Source organism: Citrobacter sp. wls708 (genome assembly GCF_005281255.1).
Lineage (GTDB): Bacteria > Pseudomonadota > Gammaproteobacteria > Enterobacterales > Enterobacteriaceae > Citrobacter > Citrobacter werkmanii.
Map to the genome: position 1 here is coordinate 789663 of NZ_SZXE01000015.1, position 18896 is coordinate 808558.

The following is an 18896-nucleotide window of genomic DNA, read 5'->3' on the forward strand; positions in this document are numbered from 1 at the left end:
GGAAGCACAACTATTTATCCAGAACCTGTGGCAGATCAATTTATTTCATCGCATATGAAATTGTGTTTCAGTTACCATCCAGTTTCATGGCGTTTTATTAACATTTATCAAATACACCGCATCGTTCGGGCTGTATCAAGGCGCGACGTGTATTGTGTGAGGATGCACAAGTGACGGTAAAGCGTCCGGTCTCGGCCAGCCTGGCCAAGGCTTTTTTCTACATCGTGCTGTTGTCGATTCTCTCAACGGGTATTGCGTTGCTCACGCTGACCAGCAGCTTGCGGGATGCTGAAGCCATCAACGTTGCTGGCTCATTGCGCATGCAAAGCTACCGTCTGGGTTACGATCTGCAAAGCCAAAGCCCGCAGCTCAACGCCCACCGCCAACTTTTCCAGCAGGCGCTAAACTCGTCGGCATTACAAAATCTGAATGCGTGGTATGTACCGCAAGCGGTGAAAAGTCGCTATGGACGACTGCATGCAAACTGGCTGGAAATGAACGCCCGTCTGATCGATGGCGATTTAAAATGGTACCAGGTCAATATTAATAACTATGTCGATCAAATCGATCTCTTCGTGCTGGCGTTGCAACATTACGCCGAACGCAAAGTGATGCTGGTTTTTGGTATTTCGCTGGCAGGCGGGATTGGCATATTCACGCTCGTCTTCTTTACCCTGCGGCGCATTCGCCAGCAGGTGGTGCGGCCGCTAAATAAGCTGGTAATGGCCAGCCAGCATATTGAGCACGGTCAGTTTGATATCCCACCGCTGGATACCGGTTTACCCAACGAACTGGGGCTGCTGGGCAAGACCTTTAGCCAGATGTCGAGTGAATTACACAAGCTGTACCGTTCACTGGAAGCCTCGGTCGCAGAGAAAACCCACGATCTCCACGAAGCCAATCGCCGTCTGGAGGTGCTGTATCAGTGCTCTCAGGCGCTCAATACCAGTCAGATTGATGTGTACTGCTTCCGCCATATTTTACAGATTGTCCGCGAACATGACGCCGCGTATTTCCTGGAGCTTACCGTCGGTGATAACTGGCGGATTAGTGAAGGGAGCAAAAGCCCCGAGCTGCCAATGCAAATCCTGCCGGTCACGATGCAGGAAACCGTCTACGGCGAACTGCACTGGCAAAGTCCAAACGTCAATGCCTCGACCCCGCTGCTCAACAGCGTATCTTCTATGCTGGGACGCGGGTTGTACTTCAACCAGGCGCAAAAACATTTTCAGCAGCTGTTGTTAATGGAAGAGCGCGCGACCATTGCACGTGAACTGCACGACTCGCTGGCGCAGGTGCTCTCTTATCTACGCATTCAGCTCACGCTGCTGAAGCGCTCGATTCCAGAGGATAACGCTCCGGCGCAAAGTATTATGGCGGATTTCTCTCAGGCGCTGAATGATGCCTATCGTCAACTGCGCGAGCTGCTGACCACCTTCCGTCTGACCTTACAGCAGGCCGATTTACCCTCCGCCCTGCATGAAATGCTGGAAACGCTGCAAAATCAGACCTCAGCTAAACTGGTGCTCGATTGCCGGTTGCCTACGCTGGCGCTGGATGCGCAAATGCAGGTGCATCTGCTGCAGATTGTTCGTGAAGCAGTGCTGAACGCAATTAAGCATGCTAACGCAACCGAAATTGCCGTCAGTTGCGTCACCGCGCCGGATGGCAATCATACGGTTTATATTCGCGATAACGGCATCGGCATTGGCGAACCGCATGAGCCCACCGGGCACTATGGATTAAATATTATGCGTGAACGAGCGGAAAGACTGAGCGGTACGCTGACGTTCTCGCAGCCCTCCGGCGGGGGAACGCTGGTAAGCATCAGTTTTCGTTCGGCTGAATCCGACAGTAAGCTAACGTAAAGAACCGCAAAGCGCCGTCGGGTCTGGATCCAGGTCTGACGGCGCTGGCACAAAAGGTATGCTGTAAACGGGCATGATAATTTACATTATCTTCTTTTTTTCTCCACGTTTGCCCCGTACCTTGCCGCTAAAGTGAAGCAAGTCATACCCATAACGATACGCAGAAACACGAGGTCCCCTTTTAATGGCGAATTTTTTCATCGATCGCCCCATTTTTGCCTGGGTGTTAGCTATCCTGTTGTGTCTGACAGGAGCCCTGGCTATTTTTTCGCTACCCGTTGAGCAATATCCCGATCTGGCCCCGCCCAACGTGCGGGTAACCGCCAACTATCCTGGTGCATCTGCACAAACGCTGGAAAACACCGTGACCCAGGTCATCGAGCAGAATATGACCGGTCTCGATAATCTGATGTATATGTCATCACAGAGCAGCGGGACAGGCCAGGCGACGGTTACGCTGAGTTTTGTCGCCGGGACCGATCCTGATGAAGCCGTACAGCAGGTGCAAAACCAACTGCAATCGGCAATGCGTAAGCTGCCGCAGGCGGTACAGGATCAAGGGGTCACGGTACGCAAAACCGGGGATACCAATATTCTGACCATCGCCTTCGTCTCTACCGATGGCTCCATGGATAAGCAGGACATCGCCGATTATGTGGCGAGTAATATTCAGGACCCGCTCAGTCGTATAAACGGCGTGGGGGATATCGACGCCTACGGTTCACAATACTCCATGCGTATCTGGCTCGACCCGGCCAAACTTAACAGCTTCCAGATGACCGCCAAAGATGTGACCGACGCTATCGAGTCACAGAATGCGCAGATTGCCGTCGGGCAACTTGGCGGCACGCCTTCAGTGGACAAACAGGCGCTGAATGCGACGATTAATGCCCAGTCGCTGCTGCAGACTCCGGATCAATTCCGCGATATTACTCTGCGCGTTAACCAGGATGGTTCGGAAGTTAAACTGGGCGACGTGGCGACGGTCGAAATGGGGGCTGAAAAGTATGATTATCTCAGCCGCTTTAACGGTAATCCCGCCTCCGGTCTGGGCGTGAAGCTGGCCTCCGGCGCCAATGAAATGGCAACGGCAACGCTGGTTATTAACCGCCTGAACGAGCTGTCGCAATATTTTCCGCACGGGCTGGAATATAAGGTAGCGTATGAAACCACCTCCTTCGTAAAAGCCTCAATTATCGACGTGGTAAAAACGCTGCTGGAAGCGATCGCGCTGGTATTTTTGGTCATGTACCTGTTCCTGCAAAATTTCCGCGCCACGCTGATTCCCACTATCGCCGTTCCCGTCGTGCTGATGGGTACCTTCTCCGTGCTCTACGCCTTTGGCTATAGCGTGAACACGTTAACCATGTTTGCGATGGTGCTGGCGATCGGCCTGCTGGTGGATGACGCCATTGTGGTAGTGGAAAACGTCGAGCGTATTATGAGTGAGGAGGGCCTCTCACCGCGTGAAGCCACGCGAAAATCGATGGGACAAATCCAGGGCGCGCTGGTCGGTATCGCCATGGTACTGTCGGCGGTGTTTATCCCAATGGCCTTCTTCGGCGGCACTACCGGGGCTATTTATCGCCAGTTCTCGATTACCATTGTTTCCGCGATGGTGCTGTCCGTTCTGGTGGCGATGATCCTCACCCCTGCGCTGTGCGCCACGCTGCTTAAACCGCTGCATAAAGGCGAACAACACGGGCAGACCGGTTTCTTCGGTTGGTTTAACCGCATGTTTAACCGCAATGCCGAACGCTACGAAAAAGGCGTTGCCCGGATCCTGCATCGCAGCCTGCGCTGGATCCTGATCTACGTTCTGCTGCTCGGCGGTATGGTCTTCCTGTTCCTGCGTCTGCCGACTTCCTTCCTGCCGCTGGAAGACCGCGGAATGTTTACCACCTCGATACAGCTCCCCAGCGGCTCCACCCAACAACAAACGTTGAAAGTGGTAGAGGAAGTAGAGAAGTATTACTTCACCCACGAAAAAGACAACATCATGTCGGTCTTTTCCACGGTAGGATCCGGCCCCGGCGGGAACGGACAAAACGTGGCGCGTATGTTCGTGCGTTTAAAAGACTGGGATGAGCGTGACACCATCACCGGGACCTCCTTCGCCATCATCGAACGCGCGACCAAAGCGTTTAATAAGATTAAAGAGGCTCGCGTCTTCGCCAGCAGCCCTCCAGCCATTAGCGGCCTCGGAAGTTCGGCTGGTTTTGATATGGAACTGCAGGATCACGCCGGCGCGGGCCATGACGCGTTAATGGCCGCACGCGACAAGCTGATTGAGCTGGCCGGGAAAGACGCGTCCCTCACCCGCGTTCGTCATAACGGACTCGACGACAGTCCACAATTGCAAATTGATATCGATCAGCGCAAAGCCCAGGCGCTGGGCGTGTCCATTGACGACATCAACGACACATTGCAAACGGCCTGGGGCTCCAGCTACGTTAACGACTTTATGGACCGCGGCCGCGTGAAGAAAGTCTACGTCCAGGCGGCGGCAAAATACCGCATGCTCCCGGACGATATCAACCTGTGGTACGTCCGCAATAATAGCGGCGGCATGGTGCCTTTCTCGGCCTTTGCCACCTCGCGTTGGGAAACCGGCTCACCGCGCCTGGAGCGTTATAACGGCTATTCTGCCGTCGAGATTGTCGGTGAAGCCGCGCCCGGCGTCAGTACCGGTACGGCGATGGACGTGATGGAGTCGCTGGTCCGCCAATTGCCGACCGGATTTGGCCTGGAATGGACGGCGATGTCTTATCAGGAACGACTGTCGGGTTCTCAGGCCCCCGCCCTGTACGCCATCTCTCTGCTGGTGGTGTTCCTGTGTCTGGCGGCGCTGTACGAGAGCTGGTCGGTGCCCTTCTCCGTCATGCTGGTCGTGCCGCTGGGGGTTATCGGCGCGCTGCTGGCCACCTGGATGCGCGGTCTGGAAAACGATGTGTATTTCCAGGTCGGGTTATTAACCGTTATCGGACTCTCAGCGAAGAACGCGATATTGATTGTTGAATTCGCCAATGAGATGAACGAGAAAGGACACGATCTGCTTGATGCCACGCTGCATGCCTGTCGCCAGCGCTTACGCCCGATTCTGATGACGTCGCTGGCGTTCATCTTTGGGGTGTTGCCGATGGCCATCAGCAATGGCGCAGGTTCCGGCGGTCAACATGCGGTGGGGACCGGTGTAATGGGCGGGATGATTTCAGCCACAATCCTGGCAATTTACTTCGTTCCCCTGTTCTTTGTGCTGGTCCGTCGACGCTTCCCATTGAAGCCACGCCCAGAATAATCGGACACAAAAAAGGCGACTTACGTTGAGTCGCCTTTTTTTATCCTTTGCAGGATATGAATTTCTTCCAGAAAATTATTTACGAAGCATGACTTCGATAAAGTCTTTCCAGTTCCCCAGTTCACGTTCAATCATAACAACCTCTCTTATTATTATGAGCATTCTACGAAATCATCATCATCAAAAGAAGATCATTTAACCGATGGTTGTGATTACATCCTCCCGTGTTTGGGTATATGTGATCACTATGCGCTAAACCCATAAATTTTATGTGACTTACTGCAACATTTTGAAATATTCATACATCATCTACTACTTTGACAATTCTGATGGAAAAACAGGCTGATGCAAACAGGCAAATTCTGATTTTCATTTATACGATAGTTTTGGAACTTTCAGGAATCATTATTCACCCTTGTTCAACAATGTTATATTTCTCTATAACGCCTGAATGACAATATGTATTATTCATGTTCACAAAACATAGGCATAAATATTCAAATTCCATCAATAAGGATTCAGATGATTACTCTCTACGGCATTAAGAATTGCGATACGATTAAAAAAGCCAGACGCTGGTTAGAAGAACGAGGGATCGACTACCGCTTCCATGATTATCGCGTCGACGGCCTGGACAACACGCTATTACAGTCCTTTATCAGCGAATTAGGTTGGGAGCCGCTGCTCAATACGCGTGGAACCACCTGGCGGAAACTGGATGAAGCCACGCGTAGCCAAATCACTACTGCGGACGCCGCCGCCGCGTTGATGATTGAAATGCCTGCAATTATCAAACGCCCATTGCTCTGCGCGCCGGGTAAGCCTATGCTGCTTGGTTTCAGTGATTCCAGTTATACGCAGTTTTTTAATGAGGTGTAATCTATGTCGTGCCCGGTTATTGAGCTGACTCAGCAGCTTATTCGCCGTCCTTCTCTGAGCCCGGATGATGCCGGGTGCCAGGCGTTAATGATTGAACGCCTGCGCGCGGTAGGTTTTACCGTTGAGCGAATGGATTTTGGTGACACGCAGAATTTTTGGGCATGGCGCGGTAAAGGTGAGACCCTGGCATTTGCCGGTCACACTGACGTAGTGCCTGCCGGCGATGTCGATCGCTGGATTAATCCGCCGTTTGAACCGACCATTCGCGATGGCATGTTGTTTGGGCGTGGCGCTGCCGATATGAAAGGTTCACTGGCGGCGATGGTCGTGGCCGCAGAACGCTTTGTCGCCCAACATCCTAATCATCAGGGCCGCCTGGCATTCCTGATAACCTCTGACGAAGAGGCCAGCGCCAAAAATGGCACCGTGAAGGTGGTTGAAGCGCTCATGGCGCGGAACGAACGCCTCGATTATTGTCTGGTTGGCGAGCCGTCCAGCACGGAAATCGTTGGCGACGTGGTGAAAAATGGTCGTCGTGGTTCACTGACCTGCAACCTGACCATTCACGGCGTGCAGGGGCACGTAGCCTACCCGCATCTGGCTGATAACCCGGTACACCGCGCAGCGCCTATGCTCAATGAACTGGTGGCGATCGAGTGGGATCAGGGTAACGAGTTCTTCCCGGCGACCAGCATGCAGATTGCCAATATTCAGGCAGGAACCGGCAGCAACAATGTTATCCCGGGTGAGCTCTTTATTCAGTTCAACTTCCGTTTCAGCACCGAATTAACCGATGAAATGATTAAAGCCAGGGTGCTGGAACTGCTGGATAAACACCAATTGCGTTATACCGTCGACTGGTGGCTCTCCGGTCAGCCGTTCCTGACCGCACGCGGTAAACTGGTGGATGCAGTAGTGAACGCCATTGAGCACTATAATGAAATTAAACCGCAGTTACTGACTACAGGCGGGACATCCGACGGGCGTTTTATTGCCCGCATGGGGGCACAGGTAGTAGAGCTTGGGCCGGTCAATGCGACCATTCATAAAATTAATGAATGCGTTAATGCCGCCGACCTGCAACTGCTGGCCCGTATGTATCAACGTATCATGGAGCAACTCGTCGCCTGATGAGTGTTCCTGTAAGAGGAAATGAGCATGGACTGGCTGGCAAAATACTGGTGGATTTTAGTGTTGGTGTTTCTGGTAGGCGTATTGCTGAACGTGATTAAAGATCTCAAGCGTGTCGACCCTAAGAAATATCTCGCCAATAAGCCGGAGCTTCCCCCGCATCGTGACTTTAACGATAAGTGGGACGACGATTGGCCAAACAAGGATCAACCGAAGAAATAATTTCCAGGCCGATAAATCCCGTAGGCCCGGTAAGCATTAGCGCTACCGGGTATTAAGTGCCGGATGGCAACGCTTCGCGTTTTGTCCGGCCTACTGTGATCAATCAGATCATCTCAATCACATCATCATCGTGAGGCTTACCACCGCTCAGCGCTTCATCAAAGTAGTGTTTCGGTACGGTAAAACGCAGATGATCGAGCGCAAACTGCATGCTGTGTTCATCAATGGCGTGCCCCAGATTTTCGACGATATCCAGCGTCACATCTCCACCGGCGCGAATTAACGCTTCCTGCGCAGCAACGGCGTGAGATAACTCAATCACCCGGTCTTCACCGCCGTGAATCAAATGTACCGTCGTAGCCGTGGTTGCAACCTCTGGTAAGGTGGCGTAGCGACCATTGAAGGCGATGACCCGCGATGCCAGCCCCGGCTCGGCTTTAATACTCTCAAGCGACATAATCGCCCCCTGAGAAAAACCAATCAGCGCGGTAGCCTGAGGTGAAACGCCGCTGTGTTTTTGCCAGTAGCGCACGGTTTCAATAAAGACCGGCATAATGGCGTCAACACGCGCCTGCCGGTTCTCCTCCGTTACGCCCTGAACCGAAAACCACTGACGTCCGGAAGGAGAACCATAAGGCTCAGCCCCGCCAATGCTGACGATGAGCGCATCCGGAAACAGCGGTGCAAACCAGGAGCCGATTTCGCCCATGGCAACCGGGTTATCGCCGACGCCATGAAACAGCAGCAGTAGCTGTTGAGCGGGTTTATCAGGACTTTGAACAACAAAATGGTCATGTTTCATGGCGATCTCCTTAACTGATGAGAATCATTCTACGCCGCTTAACCGCAATGACCATGTCAGTAAATTGAAGAAGTTAGTGAAAATTTTGCCATTGCATAATGCGATTTTGTAGCCGCTGTATACGTTCAGCATCCAACTGTTTCAGCGCCTGCGCCGCCTCGGCCCGCTGAACGACCAGCAGTGCTTTACGCCCGGGGATCTTCAACTGCTGGCACAATTCGACATCGCTGCGTTTAGCCTGTAAGCGGCCCCGCAAGGCCGGGAGAGGTAACTCGCTATGCTGAAGCAGACGAGTCAGACAGCCAAGCGACGTCAGTAATGGCCGATGGGCGAAGGCAAATCCCGCCAGATCATTCCAGTCATGCTCATTAAGCGTAGACTCTTTCAACGGGTCCAGCGGAATGCCCTCACCGTTCCACTGCGTAAGTATCTCCGCATCGCGCCGCAGACGCAGGTGTTCGCGCCCGGCGAGGCGTTTTCCCGCTTCGCTAATAGGCAGTAACGCCATGGCGGTATAGCACCCGCTGCTGGCTTCGCGGTGATTGCCCATTCGCACCAGAACAAAACCACAGCGCTGCCAGAAACGCCAGAGTTCGACCGTATACCCAAAACTGACGGACAGATAGTCACATTGCGTGGAGTAACGCCGGGCCTGCATAATCAACTGCTGCCCGATACCTTCTCGCTGGCGAGCAGGATGAACCGCAATTCGGCTTACCCGCCGTCCAATGAGCGTTGCCGCCAACGGATCACCGCCGTGCGCCGCCAGTGACTGTGCAACCAGATTTCCTCGTGGTCGGCGATATCCTGCCCAAACGGCCTGGCTTAATTCCGCAGACAGTCCCCCTTCATCCACCAACCAGACGGCTCCCGCCACCGAGTCTGCACACGATGCCTGAAGGAAATGCTGGCCAGGCGCGTCCATCATTCGCCGCAGATCCAGTGGCGAAGTGCGATAGTGCGCCCCGGAAAGCAGTTGATATACCGCTACCGGCAGCGCCGGGTTGTCATACCAGGATTGTTGTTCAAATGCACTGAAATGGAGATCGCCCGACGGGGCATGCGTAAACGTTTCGTCGTCAAACAGCAGCGCATCGCTGACGATTTTCTCCAGCGGACATCCCAGCGCCCAGCGTACGGGCTGTTGTAACTCAAAACGTCGAAGATGGGGAAAGCGGGCGCAGAACTTCAACAAGAAGCCTCTGCCGGTTCCCTCATAGCCCTGAACGGTGGTGGTTAATAGCGTGCGGGGAAAACGCGCGACTAACTGATGCAGTAGCGGCGCGGGGATTGCGGCGGCTTCATCAACGATAAGCCAGTCTGCGGTTGCAGAACTGCTTAACAACGCGTCCGGGGCCATAAAGCGGTAACGTTCTGCGGCAAATTGCGCCAGCACATCGGTTGCCGCTTTGGCAGGCGCGGTAACAATTGCAGTCCCGTTGATACGTGCAATCAGTTGCCCCGCCAGCGCGGATTTTCCCCGACCACGCGCGGCCGTCACGGCAACCACGCCAGAAGGCATAGTCAGTAACTGCGATAAAATCAGCGCCTGTTCAGGCTGAGGTTCACCGGTTGCCGCGTGCCAGTCGGCGCGAGCAGCAAAGTGGGGATATGTAGCAGGCTGATGCTGCTGCCAGTGCAACGCCTGTCCATCACGGGAAATGACCCGTTTGACGTGTTCAACAAAATGCGGCGTTGGAATCGGGTCAGCGCAGTCACTCCAGCGCAGTGAATCCGCGTCAGGATGCGTGTGCCAGCTATGCCAGGGGGGAGTCAGCAACACCAGCCAGCTGCCGGCGATCAGCGTGCCGCTTAAGGCGGCAAACGCCGCAGCGTCAAATCCCTGCCCGGCGTCAAAAACCGCATGATGGAATTCACGCCCTAGTAATGTTTGCAGCGCCTGCGGCGTACAGTTCGGCTCAGCAGGGGCTTGCGCCCCTACCCATAGCCAGTCACCGGGTAACGCGTTGCGTAGCGCTAATGCTTGCGCCTGACGCCAGCTATCCTCGCCGCTGATAACCAGCAGACGGCGGATGCCTTCGCGGGTCATCTGTTCAGTTAACGCCCTCAGCGCCGTGTTATCAGACATCCCTGCCTCTGTCTCTTAAATGCCTTTTCCAAAAGTATTGCACTGCCCCGGATCGCCACTGTCAAAGCCGCGTTTGAACCAGGTAAAGCGCTGTTCAGAAGTTCCGTGGGTAAAACTGTCCGGTACAACGCGGCCTTGTCCTTGCTGCTGCAGGCGATCGTCACCGATAGCTTGCGCGGCGTTCAGCGCCTCTTCCAGATCGCCGGACTCCAGCACGCCCTGCTGCTGCATACTATGGCCCCAGACGCCGGCAAAGCAATCCGCCTGCAGTTCCATACGCACGGAAAGACGGTTCACTTCAGCCTGTGAGGCATTCTGTTGCATCTGACGAACTTTCGGTTCAATACCCAGCAGTTTCTGCACGTGGTGGCCCACTTCATGGGCGATAACATAGCCCTGAGCAAAATCACCATCGGCGCCCAGCTTGTTTTTCATATCGTCGTAGAAGGAGAGGTCGATGTACACGGTGCCATCCGCCGGGCAGTAAAACGGGCCCATCACGGACTGGCCTGCGCCGCATCCGGTACGCGTAGCGCCCCGATACATCACCAGCTTCGGCTGTTGATAGGTCCGGCCCATTTTTTCAAACTGCTGTCCCCAGGTATCCTCCGTGGTGGCCAGAATCACCGAGGTAAATTTTGCCGCTTCATCATCATTTGGGCTGATGGAGTGTGATGATTGCTGTTGGGAAACGGGTTGACCGGTCATTAATCCGGTGAGATCCACGCCATAATAACCTGCGACCAGCACCACTATCAGCAGGATGATGCCGCCTTTACCACTGGGCAAACGAAAACCAGGCCCGCCCATAGAAGGGCCGCCAGAGCTGTTTCGTCTGTCTTCTACATTGTCACTTTCACGACGCCCTTGCCAGCGCATAATCACCTCAACTTTTTATTCATTATGATGATGATCGTAGGCGGTTCGGAACAGGATTACCATAAGAAACAGTAATCAAAATCGGCGAGATTGATGAGCCGGTGAGCGATCGCCGGCTCAAAGGGGAATTAGTCTAACTTGACACCCAGGCGATGCGCGACGGCTTCATAGGCTTCGATCAGACCGCCCAGGCTCTGGCGGAAGCGATCTTTGTCCATTTTATCCAGCGTTTCTTTGTCCCACAGACGGCTACCGTCCGGTGAGAATTCATCACCCAGCACCACTTCACCTTTATACAAGCCAAACTCAAGTTTGAAATCGACCAGAATCAGGCCCGCATCATCGAACATCTTTTTCAGCACGTCGTTAGCTTTGTAGGTCAGCTCTTTCATACGCGCCAGATTCTCTTTGCTCACCCAACCAAAAGTTTCGCAATAGGAATCGTTAATCATTGGATCGTGCATAGCATCGTTTTTCAGGAACAGATCAAACAGCGGCGGATTCAGTTCAATACCTTCCTCAACGCCTAAACGCTTAACCAGTGAGCCCGCCGCGCGGTTACGCACCACACATTCAACCGGTACCATCTCCAGTTTTTTCACCAGACATTCGGTATCGGAAAGCAGTCGCTCCATCTGGGTAGGAATGCCCGCTTCTTGCAGTTTAGTCATAATGAAATGGTTGAACTTATTATTCACCATGCCTTTACGGTCAAACTGTTCAATGCGCGCGCCATCCCCTGCTGACGTATCATTGCGGAATTCGAGCACCAACAGGTCCGGGTTTTCCGTGCTGTATACGGTCTTCGCTTTACCACGATACAACTCAGCTTGCTTTTGCATCTTTATTACTCCTGGGTGTGAATTAACGATAAATATTGCGTTTTTCTGCCGACGCACACGTTTGCGTATCATATCAGAAAAAAAGGGCTGGAGTTATCCAGCCCTTCATTTTTACTTACTGAACGCTGCCTGGAAGACGGCGACCAGCGCGTCGTTCTGGCTTTGCGTCAGGGTATGCCCCTTCGGATCGATAAACTGCATACTACTGCGGTTATCTAAATCACCGACCTGCAGTTTATAGTCGCCAGACACTAAACCTGGATCGCTTGCGCCCAGTTCCTGCCAGCTGCTATCAGACAGTGGTTTGTAGGTCACGGCGATGCTGCCCTGAGAACGGGTGCTGTCGGTCACTTTCATGCCCACTTTCTCAAGCGCTGCCGGCAGACGCTGCCACACCACGTTGAACGGCCCACGCACCACCAGCATTGGTAAACCAGTGTCGTCGGCGGCGCTCTGAACATCCATGGTTGCTGCAGAGCGGTTCTGCGCGGCATTCGCAGCATCTGTGGCGTTCTTATCCAGACCAGCAGAGATGACGTTCATCATCTCAGCGCTGTAACGCTGCATAGATGCCGCATCGGCTACAGGTTTACCCGCCTGCTCGAGGTTAGTCAGTTTCACCGTTACCGCTTGCTGATAGCCCTGCGGTTTAACCGAGATTTGATAACGTCCACGGTACTGCTCGTCTTCATCCAGACGGTTCCAGTCAACCCAGTCGGTGGTCAACGTCTGGCTGGCATCATCACGCTTAGCGATCGTGTAGTTTTTAGACTGAATGACGCTAACGACCTGTGGCCACAGCGTGTTGCCACGACCATTTTCCACCAGTAATGTCGACGTATCACCTGCGATCTGGGTACGAGCGCCAGTGACTAACGCTAACGGCTGGGCCGGTGGGCGAATATCCAGCGCTTTACCCACGGCACCGCTACCGTTGGTTACCGGGATATTATAATCACCTGACATAACCGGCAGAATCATCCCAGCTGGCGCATGAAGCTCAGCAAGCGGTGCGGCCTCCAGATAGGATTCATCACCGCTCACCTGGCGCTTATAGCGCGAGTCAGAACTACAGGCCGCGAGCAACATAACAAGCGAAACACCCGCAACCTTGGCCAGGCGCGACTTTTGTACTGAGTAAGCCATCAAATCTCCCTAAACTTTACAGCAAACCGGCATGCTTAAGCGCCGCCTTGACGATTTCACGAGCATTGTCCGTGATTGGCGTCATCGGCAGACGCAGCGTATCGGTCGCCACAAGTCCCAACTCCTTACATGCCCATTTCACTGGGATAGGATTGGGTTCGACAAAAAGTTTGTTGTGTAACGGCATCAGACGCTGGTTAATTACCCGCGCCTCGGCAAAATGCCCTGCAGCCGCCAGTTTGCACATTTCGGCCATGTCACGCGCCGCAACGTTAGACGTTACGGAAATCACGCCATGACCACCGAGCTGCATAAAATCCAGTCCGGTCGCGTCATCACCGCTGAGCAGAATGAAGTCGTCTGAAACCAGCTCTTTGATCTGGTGAACGCGACTTAAGTTCCCCGTGGCCTCTTTAATAGCGATAATATTTTTTACTTTCGCCAGACGGCCAACGGTTTCTGGCAGCATATCGCAGCCAGTACGGGACGGCACATTATACAGAATTTGCGGCAGGTCAGTATGTTCAGCGATGGCTTTGAAATGCTGGAACAAACCTTCCTGGGTTGGGCGGTTGTAATACGGCGTCACCGTCAGGCAGCCGACAACACCGCTATCGTTGAAACGCTGCGTCAGACTAATGGCTTCTGCGGTCGCATTGGCGCCCGTTCCGGCAATTACCGGAATACGCCCGTCGGCCAGCTCCAGCGTCATCATCACCACATCGCCATGTTCATCATGACTCAGGGTGGCAGACTCACCGGTGGTGCCAACCGAAACGATCGCCGAGGTGCCGCTGGCGACATGATAATCAATCAGTTTTTTCAGGCTCGACCGGCAGACTTTACCTTTCTCATCCATCGGCGTAACAAGCGCGACAATACTTCCCGTGAACATGGGCCATCCTCTGTGCAAACAAGTGTCTCAATGGTACGTTTGGTACGACAATAAAAGCAAGCGACCAGAGCCGTTCTGATTGTTGTATGCATGTTTTTTTTATGCTTTCCTTATGATTACCTCACCGCTCAAAGGAAGAACAGGTTTGACATCGTCATCGCAACACTATCTGGTCATTACTGCGCTGGGTGCCGACCGCCCAGGAATTGTGAACACCATCACGCGTCATGTCAGCAGTTGCGGCTGTAATATCGAAGACAGCCGACTGGCGATGCTGGGTGACGAATTCACATTTATCATGCTGCTGTCAGGCACCTGGAATGCCATCACCCTGATTGAATCAACCTTGCCGTTGAAAGGCGCTGAGCTGGATTTATTGATTGTCATGAAGCGCACGACTGCGCGTCCCCGCCCAGCAATGCCCGCCACGGTATGGGTGCAGGTCGATGTCCCCGATTCTCCACATTTGATTGAACGCTTTACCGCCCTGTTTGATAGCCACCAAATGAATATTGCGGAACTGGTTTCACGCACGCAACCGGCTGAGAATGGAAAGACGGCGCAGCTGTTTATTCAAATTACCGCACATAGTCCTGCGTCACATGACGCGGCAAATATTGAAGATGCGTTTAAAGCACTCTGTACAGAACTCAATGCGCAAGGCAGTATTAACGTCGTCAATTACTCACAGCATGATGAACAGGATGGAGTTAAGTAATGAACCCACTGAAAGCCGGTGATATCGCACCGAAATTTAGCTTGCCGGATCAAGACGGAGAACAAGTAAATTTAACCGACTTCCAGGGACAGCGTGTTCTGGTTTATTTTTACCCGAAAGCCATGACACCCGGCTGTACCGTACAGGCCTGCGGCCTGCGCGATAACATGGATGAGTTAAAAAAAGCAGGTGTTGAAGTGCTGGGAATCAGCACCGATAAACCGGAAAAACTTTCCCGATTCGCGGAGAAAGAAGTTCTTAACTTCACGCTCTTGTCCGACGAAGATCATCAGGTTTGCGAGCAGTTCGGCGTCTGGGGTGAGAAGTCATTTATGGGCAAAACCTACGATGGCATCCACCGCATCAGCTTCCTGATTGATGCTGAAGGGAAAATTGAGCATGTGTTTGATAACTTCAAAACCAGCAATCACCACGACGTGGTAATGAACTGGCTGAAAGAGAACGCCTGATTCACGTTTTTCTGAAAAAAGCCTGATGGCGCTTTGCTTATCAGGCCTACAATTTGCACACTTTGTAGGCCGGATAAGGCGTTTACGCCGCCATCCGGCATCAACCTCGGTTATTCAAACGTCCCTTTGACGCAGGCTTTTTTCTCTCTGACTACCGCTTTTCCCTTCGCCCACAGGTGATTCACCTCCAGCGCGTCGTTCAGCACCAGAATATCCGCATCGCATCCCACAGCCAGACGCCCTTTATGCTCCAGCCCTAAAAACTCTGCCACCGTACGCGTCAGCGGACACAGCGCCTGTTCCAGCGGTATAGCATGAACCTTCACCAACTGGCGCACCGTTTCCGCCAGTGATTCAAACCCCGCGACGCCAATCCCGGTGAGATTACCTGACTCATCAAATTCCGGTTGGCTGCCGTTGCCGTCCGAGCTCAGGGTAATGCGCGACAGCGGCACATTTTGGCGCAGCGCCGTGGCAATAGCCGTGGCCGGATCAACAGGCTCATCAATGCTGCTGGTAATATCGATAAAACCGCCTTTGCGGGCATACTCCAGTGCCGCCTGGAACAGGGGTTCCGCACGATTAACGTGAGTCGGCAACAGTTTAGTTATCGGCACGTCGCAGTTTTCAAGGATCTGATATAACGGTTCCAGCATGCGCGGGCTGTCGCCCATATGGAAAACGCTGATCCCCGGTTTGCGCCCTAACAATCCACCGATGCGCGACTGCGCCGCCATGTTCGCCAGTGCCTGGGTATCTGGTGCTGAAGAACGATGGTCCGAAATCGCACACTTCACGCCAATCACTTTATCGATCAGCGCCACGTCGCGATCGATGCTGCCGGTGATAGTCGGGGAAGGCAGAGAATACGCTCCGGTCAGCATCCAGGCGCTGATACCTTCAAACTCCAGCGCGCGGGTTTTCGCCAGCAGCGACTCCGGATGACGGGTAATACCATCTGTGCCCAGCAATCCCACCACCGAAGTGACGCCAGCTTCAACCAGTCGTGACAAACGCACTTCCGGCGTGCGGGTGTGCGGCCCCGCTTCACCGCCACCGCCAATCAAATGGACGTGCTGATCGATAAACCCCGGGCACACAATCGCGCCGTCCAGATTGACGCACTCGCAGCCGGGAAAGTCTTCAGGGGAAATCGACGGCGCGATGGCAACAATTTTGCTGCCGGATACCAGTATATCCTGTCGCCCTAAATCTTCCGGCGCGTACACATGTCCCTGCTGGAACAATGTCAAATTAAGAATTGAACAGTTCATAACCTTCCTTGTCAGGCAATAACCTGCATGACCCAAATAGAGAGCAGTGCATTAATGACGCACACCGCAATAATAAGCGGATAGTAACGAGGATGGACCCCCGCAGTCCCCAAACAACGTCCCACATTTTGCACCGGATTACCCATCAGGTAGATAGCGGGTAATAATACCGTGGCATCATGTCCCGAAAGCGTACCGGCAACAACCAGGCTGGCGCAAACACCGACGCCGCCTCCCATACTCATGACCGCCGCCAGCAGGACGGTGGCAGATTCGCCCGGCAGCCCCCATAACGCCATCACGGGCTCACATACCCGCCCGACAATCTCGAGCAGCCCCGTTACTTTCAGCGCCTGGATAATCACAAACGCCATCACCACGTTCGGTAACAGGCTGGTTGTTGCTATGGTAAACCCGCGCCGTGCGCCATCGATAAACATATCCATGACGTTTTTACGTACCTGCGTTGTCATCTCAGGCCTCCTGCTGCGTACGGCGATTTTCCAACTGCGCAATCCATAAGCGCAGCAGGTTAGCCCCCACAAATTTGAACACGAGGATCACCGCCAGCGGCGTAATCACCGGAACGGTAACCATCGTAAACAGCGCGGCCCCTGAGGAAAAATAGTTGGTAATACAGGCGCTGCCGCTGGTTTGCCAGCAGGCAAAAACGGCACGTTCCTGTTCAGTGATAATGCCCTCTTCAGCCATTTCTTTCGTCATCCCGGCTGCGGCATCGGTATTTTGCAAATTCGCGATCAGCGCCAGCGAACAAACACCTGGAATTCCGAGCAACGGGCGCAGGACTGGCGTCATTAACTGTTGTGCGGCGCGCAATCCACCTAACCCTTCGGTGACGGAGATAATCCCCAGAGAAAGAATGACGGAAGGCGCCAGCTCCAGTGCGAATAAAAAGCCATCTTTAGCGCCCATGCCACCCGTGCCGCGAAAAGAGATGGCCGTATCGCCTGCCGCATTAACCTTCCCAAACGCACCGTTAAGAACGGTGAAGTCAAATACCCGCCACCATTCGGTACTTTTCGCAAACATGCCGGAAAAAAGAATAATTGTAATAAAAAAAGCGAGATAACCGCCCCATCCCACCTTTTGCTGCGTGTGTGTGTTGTGACCCATGTTGTTCTCCTGTTGGTCTTATTCCTTGCGTGACGAAAAGACATCACGCGGGTCAAGTTAAAGACAAACGCGGAGAAAAACGACACCAGAGGAGATTATTCAGAAAGTGTGGATAGAGGTCAGACAAGTTCAGCTCCGGCGACATTGCATCGCCGGAGTTTGCAGATTAAGGTTCGTCAACGGCCTGACCATCAGGCCAGGCATGCATGACGGCTTTGATAAGCGTCGCCAGAGGAATCGCAAAGAATACGCCCCAGAATCCCCACAGCCCGCCAAAAATAACGACCGACAGAATAATCACCAGCGGGTGCAGGTTAACGGCCTCGGAGAACAGTACCGGGACCAGCAGATTACCGTCCAGCGCCTGGATTATCAGGTACACGGCAAAGCAACTCCAGAACTCGGTGCCAAGCCCGAACTGGAACAACGCCACTCCGACGACCGGAATCGTCACCACAAAAGCGCCGATATACGGGATCAAAACCGAGAACCCCACCAGCACCGCCAATAGCAGGGAATAGTTGAGGCCAAACAGCAGGAAGCCGAGCCAGGTCGCCACGCCAACCACCACCATTTCCAGCACCTTTCCGCGGATATAGTTGGTGATTTGCTGATTCATCTCTTTCCATACCTGTCCCGCCAGTCCGCGATTACGCGGCAGTACCCGACGCACGGCGTTCAGCATCTGACCTTTATCTTTGATCAGGAAGAATACCATCAACGGGACAAGCACCAGATAGACCGCCAGCGTCAGCAATCCGACCAGAGAGGCTAACGAATATTTCACCACCGAATCGCCCATGGTGAGCATCCGCGAGCGCATATTCTCCGCCATCGCATCAATGATGCCCGCATCCATCAGCGCCGGATAACGTCGTGGCAAAGTGGCGGCAAAATCAGATAATTTATTGAGCATACCGGGCATATCGCGGATCAGGTAAATCCCCTGCTGCCACGCGACGGGCATCACGACAAACGCCATCAGCAGCAAAATACCGACAAACACCACCAGCACGATTGATGTCGCCCAGCGCCGTGAACAGCCGATATGTTCCAGCCGTACAGTCGGCCACTCAAGCAGGTACGCCAGCACAATGGCGACCAACAGCGGCGCCAAAAGACCGCTAAAGAAGAACAGGATGCCAAAACCGGCAACCAGAATAATTAGCAGGGCGATGGCCTCGGGGTCGCTAAAGCGGCGGCGATACCATTGCATCAACATTTCGAGCATAAAACCCTTCCATGAACC

18 protein-coding genes and 1 pseudogene are annotated in these 18896 nt (G+C 53.5%); 8 read left to right on the forward strand and 11 right to left on the reverse strand.

The features are described from left to right. Positions 1-170: 170 nt before the first annotated feature. Positions 171-1868, forward strand: coding sequence for a nitrate/nitrite two-component system sensor histidine kinase NarQ (gene narQ, locus FDW97_RS09050; protein WP_137350932.1), 1698 nt, complete (start codon positions 171-173; stop codon positions 1866-1868). Between the two features lie 184 nt (positions 1869-2052). Then, positions 2053-5166 (forward strand): multidrug efflux RND transporter permease AcrD, encoded by a 3114-nt coding sequence (gene acrD / locus FDW97_RS09055; RefSeq protein ID WP_137350933.1) that lies wholly within the window; start codon positions 2053-2055, stop codon positions 5164-5166. 75 nt (positions 5167-5241) lie between these two features. Here acrD and ypfM read toward each other — a convergent pair whose 3' ends face one another. Further along, the gene (ypfM, locus tag FDW97_RS09060) at positions 5242-5301 is read right to left on the reverse strand and encodes a protein YpfM (protein WP_001386977.1); all 60 of its coding nucleotides are present in this window, start codon (positions 5299-5301) and stop codon (positions 5242-5244) included. A gap of 387 nt (positions 5302-5688) precedes the next feature. On the opposite strand from ypfM, the gene FDW97_RS09065 reads away from it, so the two are divergent. The 3 genes from FDW97_RS09065 to FDW97_RS09075 are packed head-to-tail and all read left to right on the forward strand — an operon-like array spanning position 5689 to position 7398. Continuing rightward, on the forward strand, positions 5689-6045 hold the full coding sequence (locus tag FDW97_RS09065; RefSeq protein ID WP_069324475.1) for an ArsC family reductase: 357 nt from the start codon (positions 5689-5691) through the stop codon (positions 6043-6045). A 3-nt stretch (positions 6046-6048) separates the two neighbouring features. Beyond that, positions 6049-7176, forward strand: a complete 1128-nt coding sequence (dapE, locus tag FDW97_RS09070) for a succinyl-diaminopimelate desuccinylase (protein WP_038642554.1) — start codon at positions 6049-6051, stop codon at positions 7174-7176. A 27-nt stretch (positions 7177-7203) separates the two neighbouring features. Further along, a complete protein-coding gene (locus FDW97_RS09075; RefSeq protein ID WP_137350968.1) occupies positions 7204-7398 on the forward strand; it encodes a YpfN family protein in 195 nt (64 codons plus the stop codon). Between the two features lie 103 nt (positions 7399-7501). Here the strand turns inward: FDW97_RS09075 and ypfH are convergent, their stop codons facing one another. The 6 genes from ypfH to dapA all read right to left on the reverse strand — a co-directional run bounded on the left by ypfH (position 7502) and on the right by dapA (position 14051). Further along, positions 7502-8200, reverse strand: coding sequence for an esterase (gene ypfH / locus FDW97_RS09080; protein ID WP_069324473.1), 699 nt, complete (start codon positions 8198-8200; stop codon positions 7502-7504). Between the two features lie 73 nt (positions 8201-8273). Beyond that, entirely contained in the window at positions 8274-10289 is a 2016-nt protein-coding gene (locus FDW97_RS09085) for a tRNA(Met) cytidine acetyltransferase TmcA (RefSeq protein WP_137350934.1), read from the reverse strand. A 15-nt stretch (positions 10290-10304) separates the two neighbouring features. After that, positions 10305-11168, reverse strand: coding sequence for a neutral zinc metallopeptidase (locus FDW97_RS09090; RefSeq protein ID WP_085049253.1), 864 nt, complete (start codon positions 11166-11168; stop codon positions 10305-10307). A gap of 128 nt (positions 11169-11296) precedes the next feature. Further along, complete coding sequence (gene purC, locus FDW97_RS09095) at positions 11297-12010, reverse strand: phosphoribosylaminoimidazolesuccinocarboxamide synthase (RefSeq protein WP_003835086.1); 714 nt, start codon at positions 12008-12010, stop codon at positions 11297-11299. 111 nt (positions 12011-12121) lie between these two features. Continuing rightward, positions 12122-13156 carry an outer membrane protein assembly factor BamC gene (gene bamC, locus FDW97_RS09100; RefSeq protein ID WP_038642564.1) on the reverse strand — a complete coding sequence of 345 codons (1035 nt, stop codon included), beginning with the start codon at positions 13154-13156 and terminating at the stop codon, positions 12122-12124. Positions 13157-13172: 16 nt separating this feature from the next. After that, a complete protein-coding gene (dapA, locus tag FDW97_RS09105; RefSeq protein WP_006683510.1) occupies positions 13173-14051 on the reverse strand; it encodes a 4-hydroxy-tetrahydrodipicolinate synthase in 879 nt (292 codons plus the stop codon). Positions 14052-14196: 145 nt separating this feature from the next. Here dapA and FDW97_RS09110 point away from each other — a divergent pair, with 145 nt between their 5' ends. The 3 genes and pseudogenes from FDW97_RS09110 to FDW97_RS23795 all read left to right on the forward strand — a co-directional run. Beyond that, entirely contained in the window at positions 14197-14769 is a 573-nt protein-coding gene (locus FDW97_RS09110) for a glycine cleavage system transcriptional repressor (protein WP_038642566.1), read from the forward strand. Next, positions 14769-15239, forward strand: a complete 471-nt coding sequence (gene bcp, locus FDW97_RS09115; protein ID WP_038642568.1) for a thioredoxin-dependent thiol peroxidase — start codon at positions 14769-14771, stop codon at positions 15237-15239. Before FDW97_RS09110 ends, bcp begins: the two co-directional genes overlap by 1 nt. 21 nt (positions 15240-15260) lie before the next feature. Next, positions 15261-15419 (forward strand): annotated as a pseudogene (locus FDW97_RS23795) (hypothetical protein); the annotation flags it as partial. Here FDW97_RS23795 and iadA read toward each other — a convergent pair. The 4 genes from iadA to FDW97_RS09135 all read right to left on the reverse strand — a co-directional run bounded on the left by iadA (position 15350) and on the right by FDW97_RS09135 (position 18878). Beyond that, a complete protein-coding gene (iadA, locus tag FDW97_RS09120) occupies positions 15350-16513 on the reverse strand; it encodes a beta-aspartyl-peptidase (protein ID WP_137350935.1) in 1164 nt (387 codons plus the stop codon). The pseudogene FDW97_RS23795 and the gene iadA overlap by 70 nt on opposite strands. 11 nt (positions 16514-16524) lie before the next feature. Next, entirely contained in the window at positions 16525-16986 is a 462-nt protein-coding gene (locus FDW97_RS09125) for a YjiG family protein (protein ID WP_003037948.1), read from the reverse strand. 1 nt (position 16987) lies between these two features. Continuing rightward, the gene (locus FDW97_RS09130; protein WP_085049255.1) at positions 16988-17647 is read right to left on the reverse strand and encodes a nucleoside recognition domain-containing protein; all 660 of its coding nucleotides are present in this window, start codon (positions 17645-17647) and stop codon (positions 16988-16990) included. A gap of 166 nt (positions 17648-17813) precedes the next feature. Then, the gene (locus FDW97_RS09135; RefSeq protein WP_006683504.1) at positions 17814-18878 is read right to left on the reverse strand and encodes an AI-2E family transporter; all 1065 of its coding nucleotides are present in this window, start codon (positions 18876-18878) and stop codon (positions 17814-17816) included. Between the last annotated feature and the right edge of the window lie 18 nt (positions 18879-18896).

Bases quoted from the DNA above. Each gene is read 5' to 3' on its own strand.
- acrD (WP_137350933.1), top strand. From the start codon at position 2,053: ATGGCGAATTTTTTCATCGATCGCCCCATTTTTGCCTGGGTGTTAGCT.
- FDW97_RS09065 (WP_069324475.1), top strand. From the start codon at position 5,689: ATGATTACTCTCTACGGCATTAAGAATTGCGATACGATTAAAAAAGCC.
- dapE (WP_038642554.1), top strand. From the start codon at position 6,049: ATGTCGTGCCCGGTTATTGAGCTGACTCAGCAGCTTATTCGCCGTCCT.
- FDW97_RS09075 (WP_137350968.1), top strand. From the start codon at position 7,204: ATGGACTGGCTGGCAAAATACTGGTGGATTTTAGTGTTGGTGTTTCTG.
- ypfH (WP_069324473.1), bottom strand. From the start codon at position 8,200: ATGAAACATGACCATTTTGTTGTTCAAAGTCCTGATAAACCCGCTCAA.
- FDW97_RS09085 (WP_137350934.1), bottom strand. From the start codon at position 10,289: ATGTCTGATAACACGGCGCTGAGGGCGTTAACTGAACAGATGACCCGC.
- FDW97_RS09090 (WP_085049253.1), bottom strand. From the start codon at position 11,168: ATGCGCTGGCAAGGGCGTCGTGAAAGTGACAATGTAGAAGACAGACGA.
- purC (WP_003835086.1), bottom strand. From the start codon at position 12,010: ATGCAAAAGCAAGCTGAGTTGTATCGTGGTAAAGCGAAGACCGTATAC.
- bamC (WP_038642564.1), bottom strand. From the start codon at position 13,156: ATGGCTTACTCAGTACAAAAGTCGCGCCTGGCCAAGGTTGCGGGTGTT.
- dapA (WP_006683510.1), bottom strand. From the start codon at position 14,051: ATGTTCACGGGAAGTATTGTCGCGCTTGTTACGCCGATGGATGAGAAA.
- bcp (WP_038642568.1), top strand. From the start codon at position 14,769: ATGAACCCACTGAAAGCCGGTGATATCGCACCGAAATTTAGCTTGCCG.
- iadA (WP_137350935.1), bottom strand. From the start codon at position 16,513: ATGAACTGTTCAATTCTTAATTTGACATTGTTCCAGCAGGGACATGTG.
- FDW97_RS09125 (WP_003037948.1), bottom strand. From the start codon at position 16,986: ATGACAACGCAGGTACGTAAAAACGTCATGGATATGTTTATCGATGGC.
- FDW97_RS09130 (WP_085049255.1), bottom strand. From the start codon at position 17,647: ATGGGTCACAACACACACACGCAGCAAAAGGTGGGATGGGGCGGTTAT.
- FDW97_RS09135 (WP_006683504.1), bottom strand. From the start codon at position 18,878: ATGCTCGAAATGTTGATGCAATGGTATCGCCGCCGCTTTAGCGACCCC.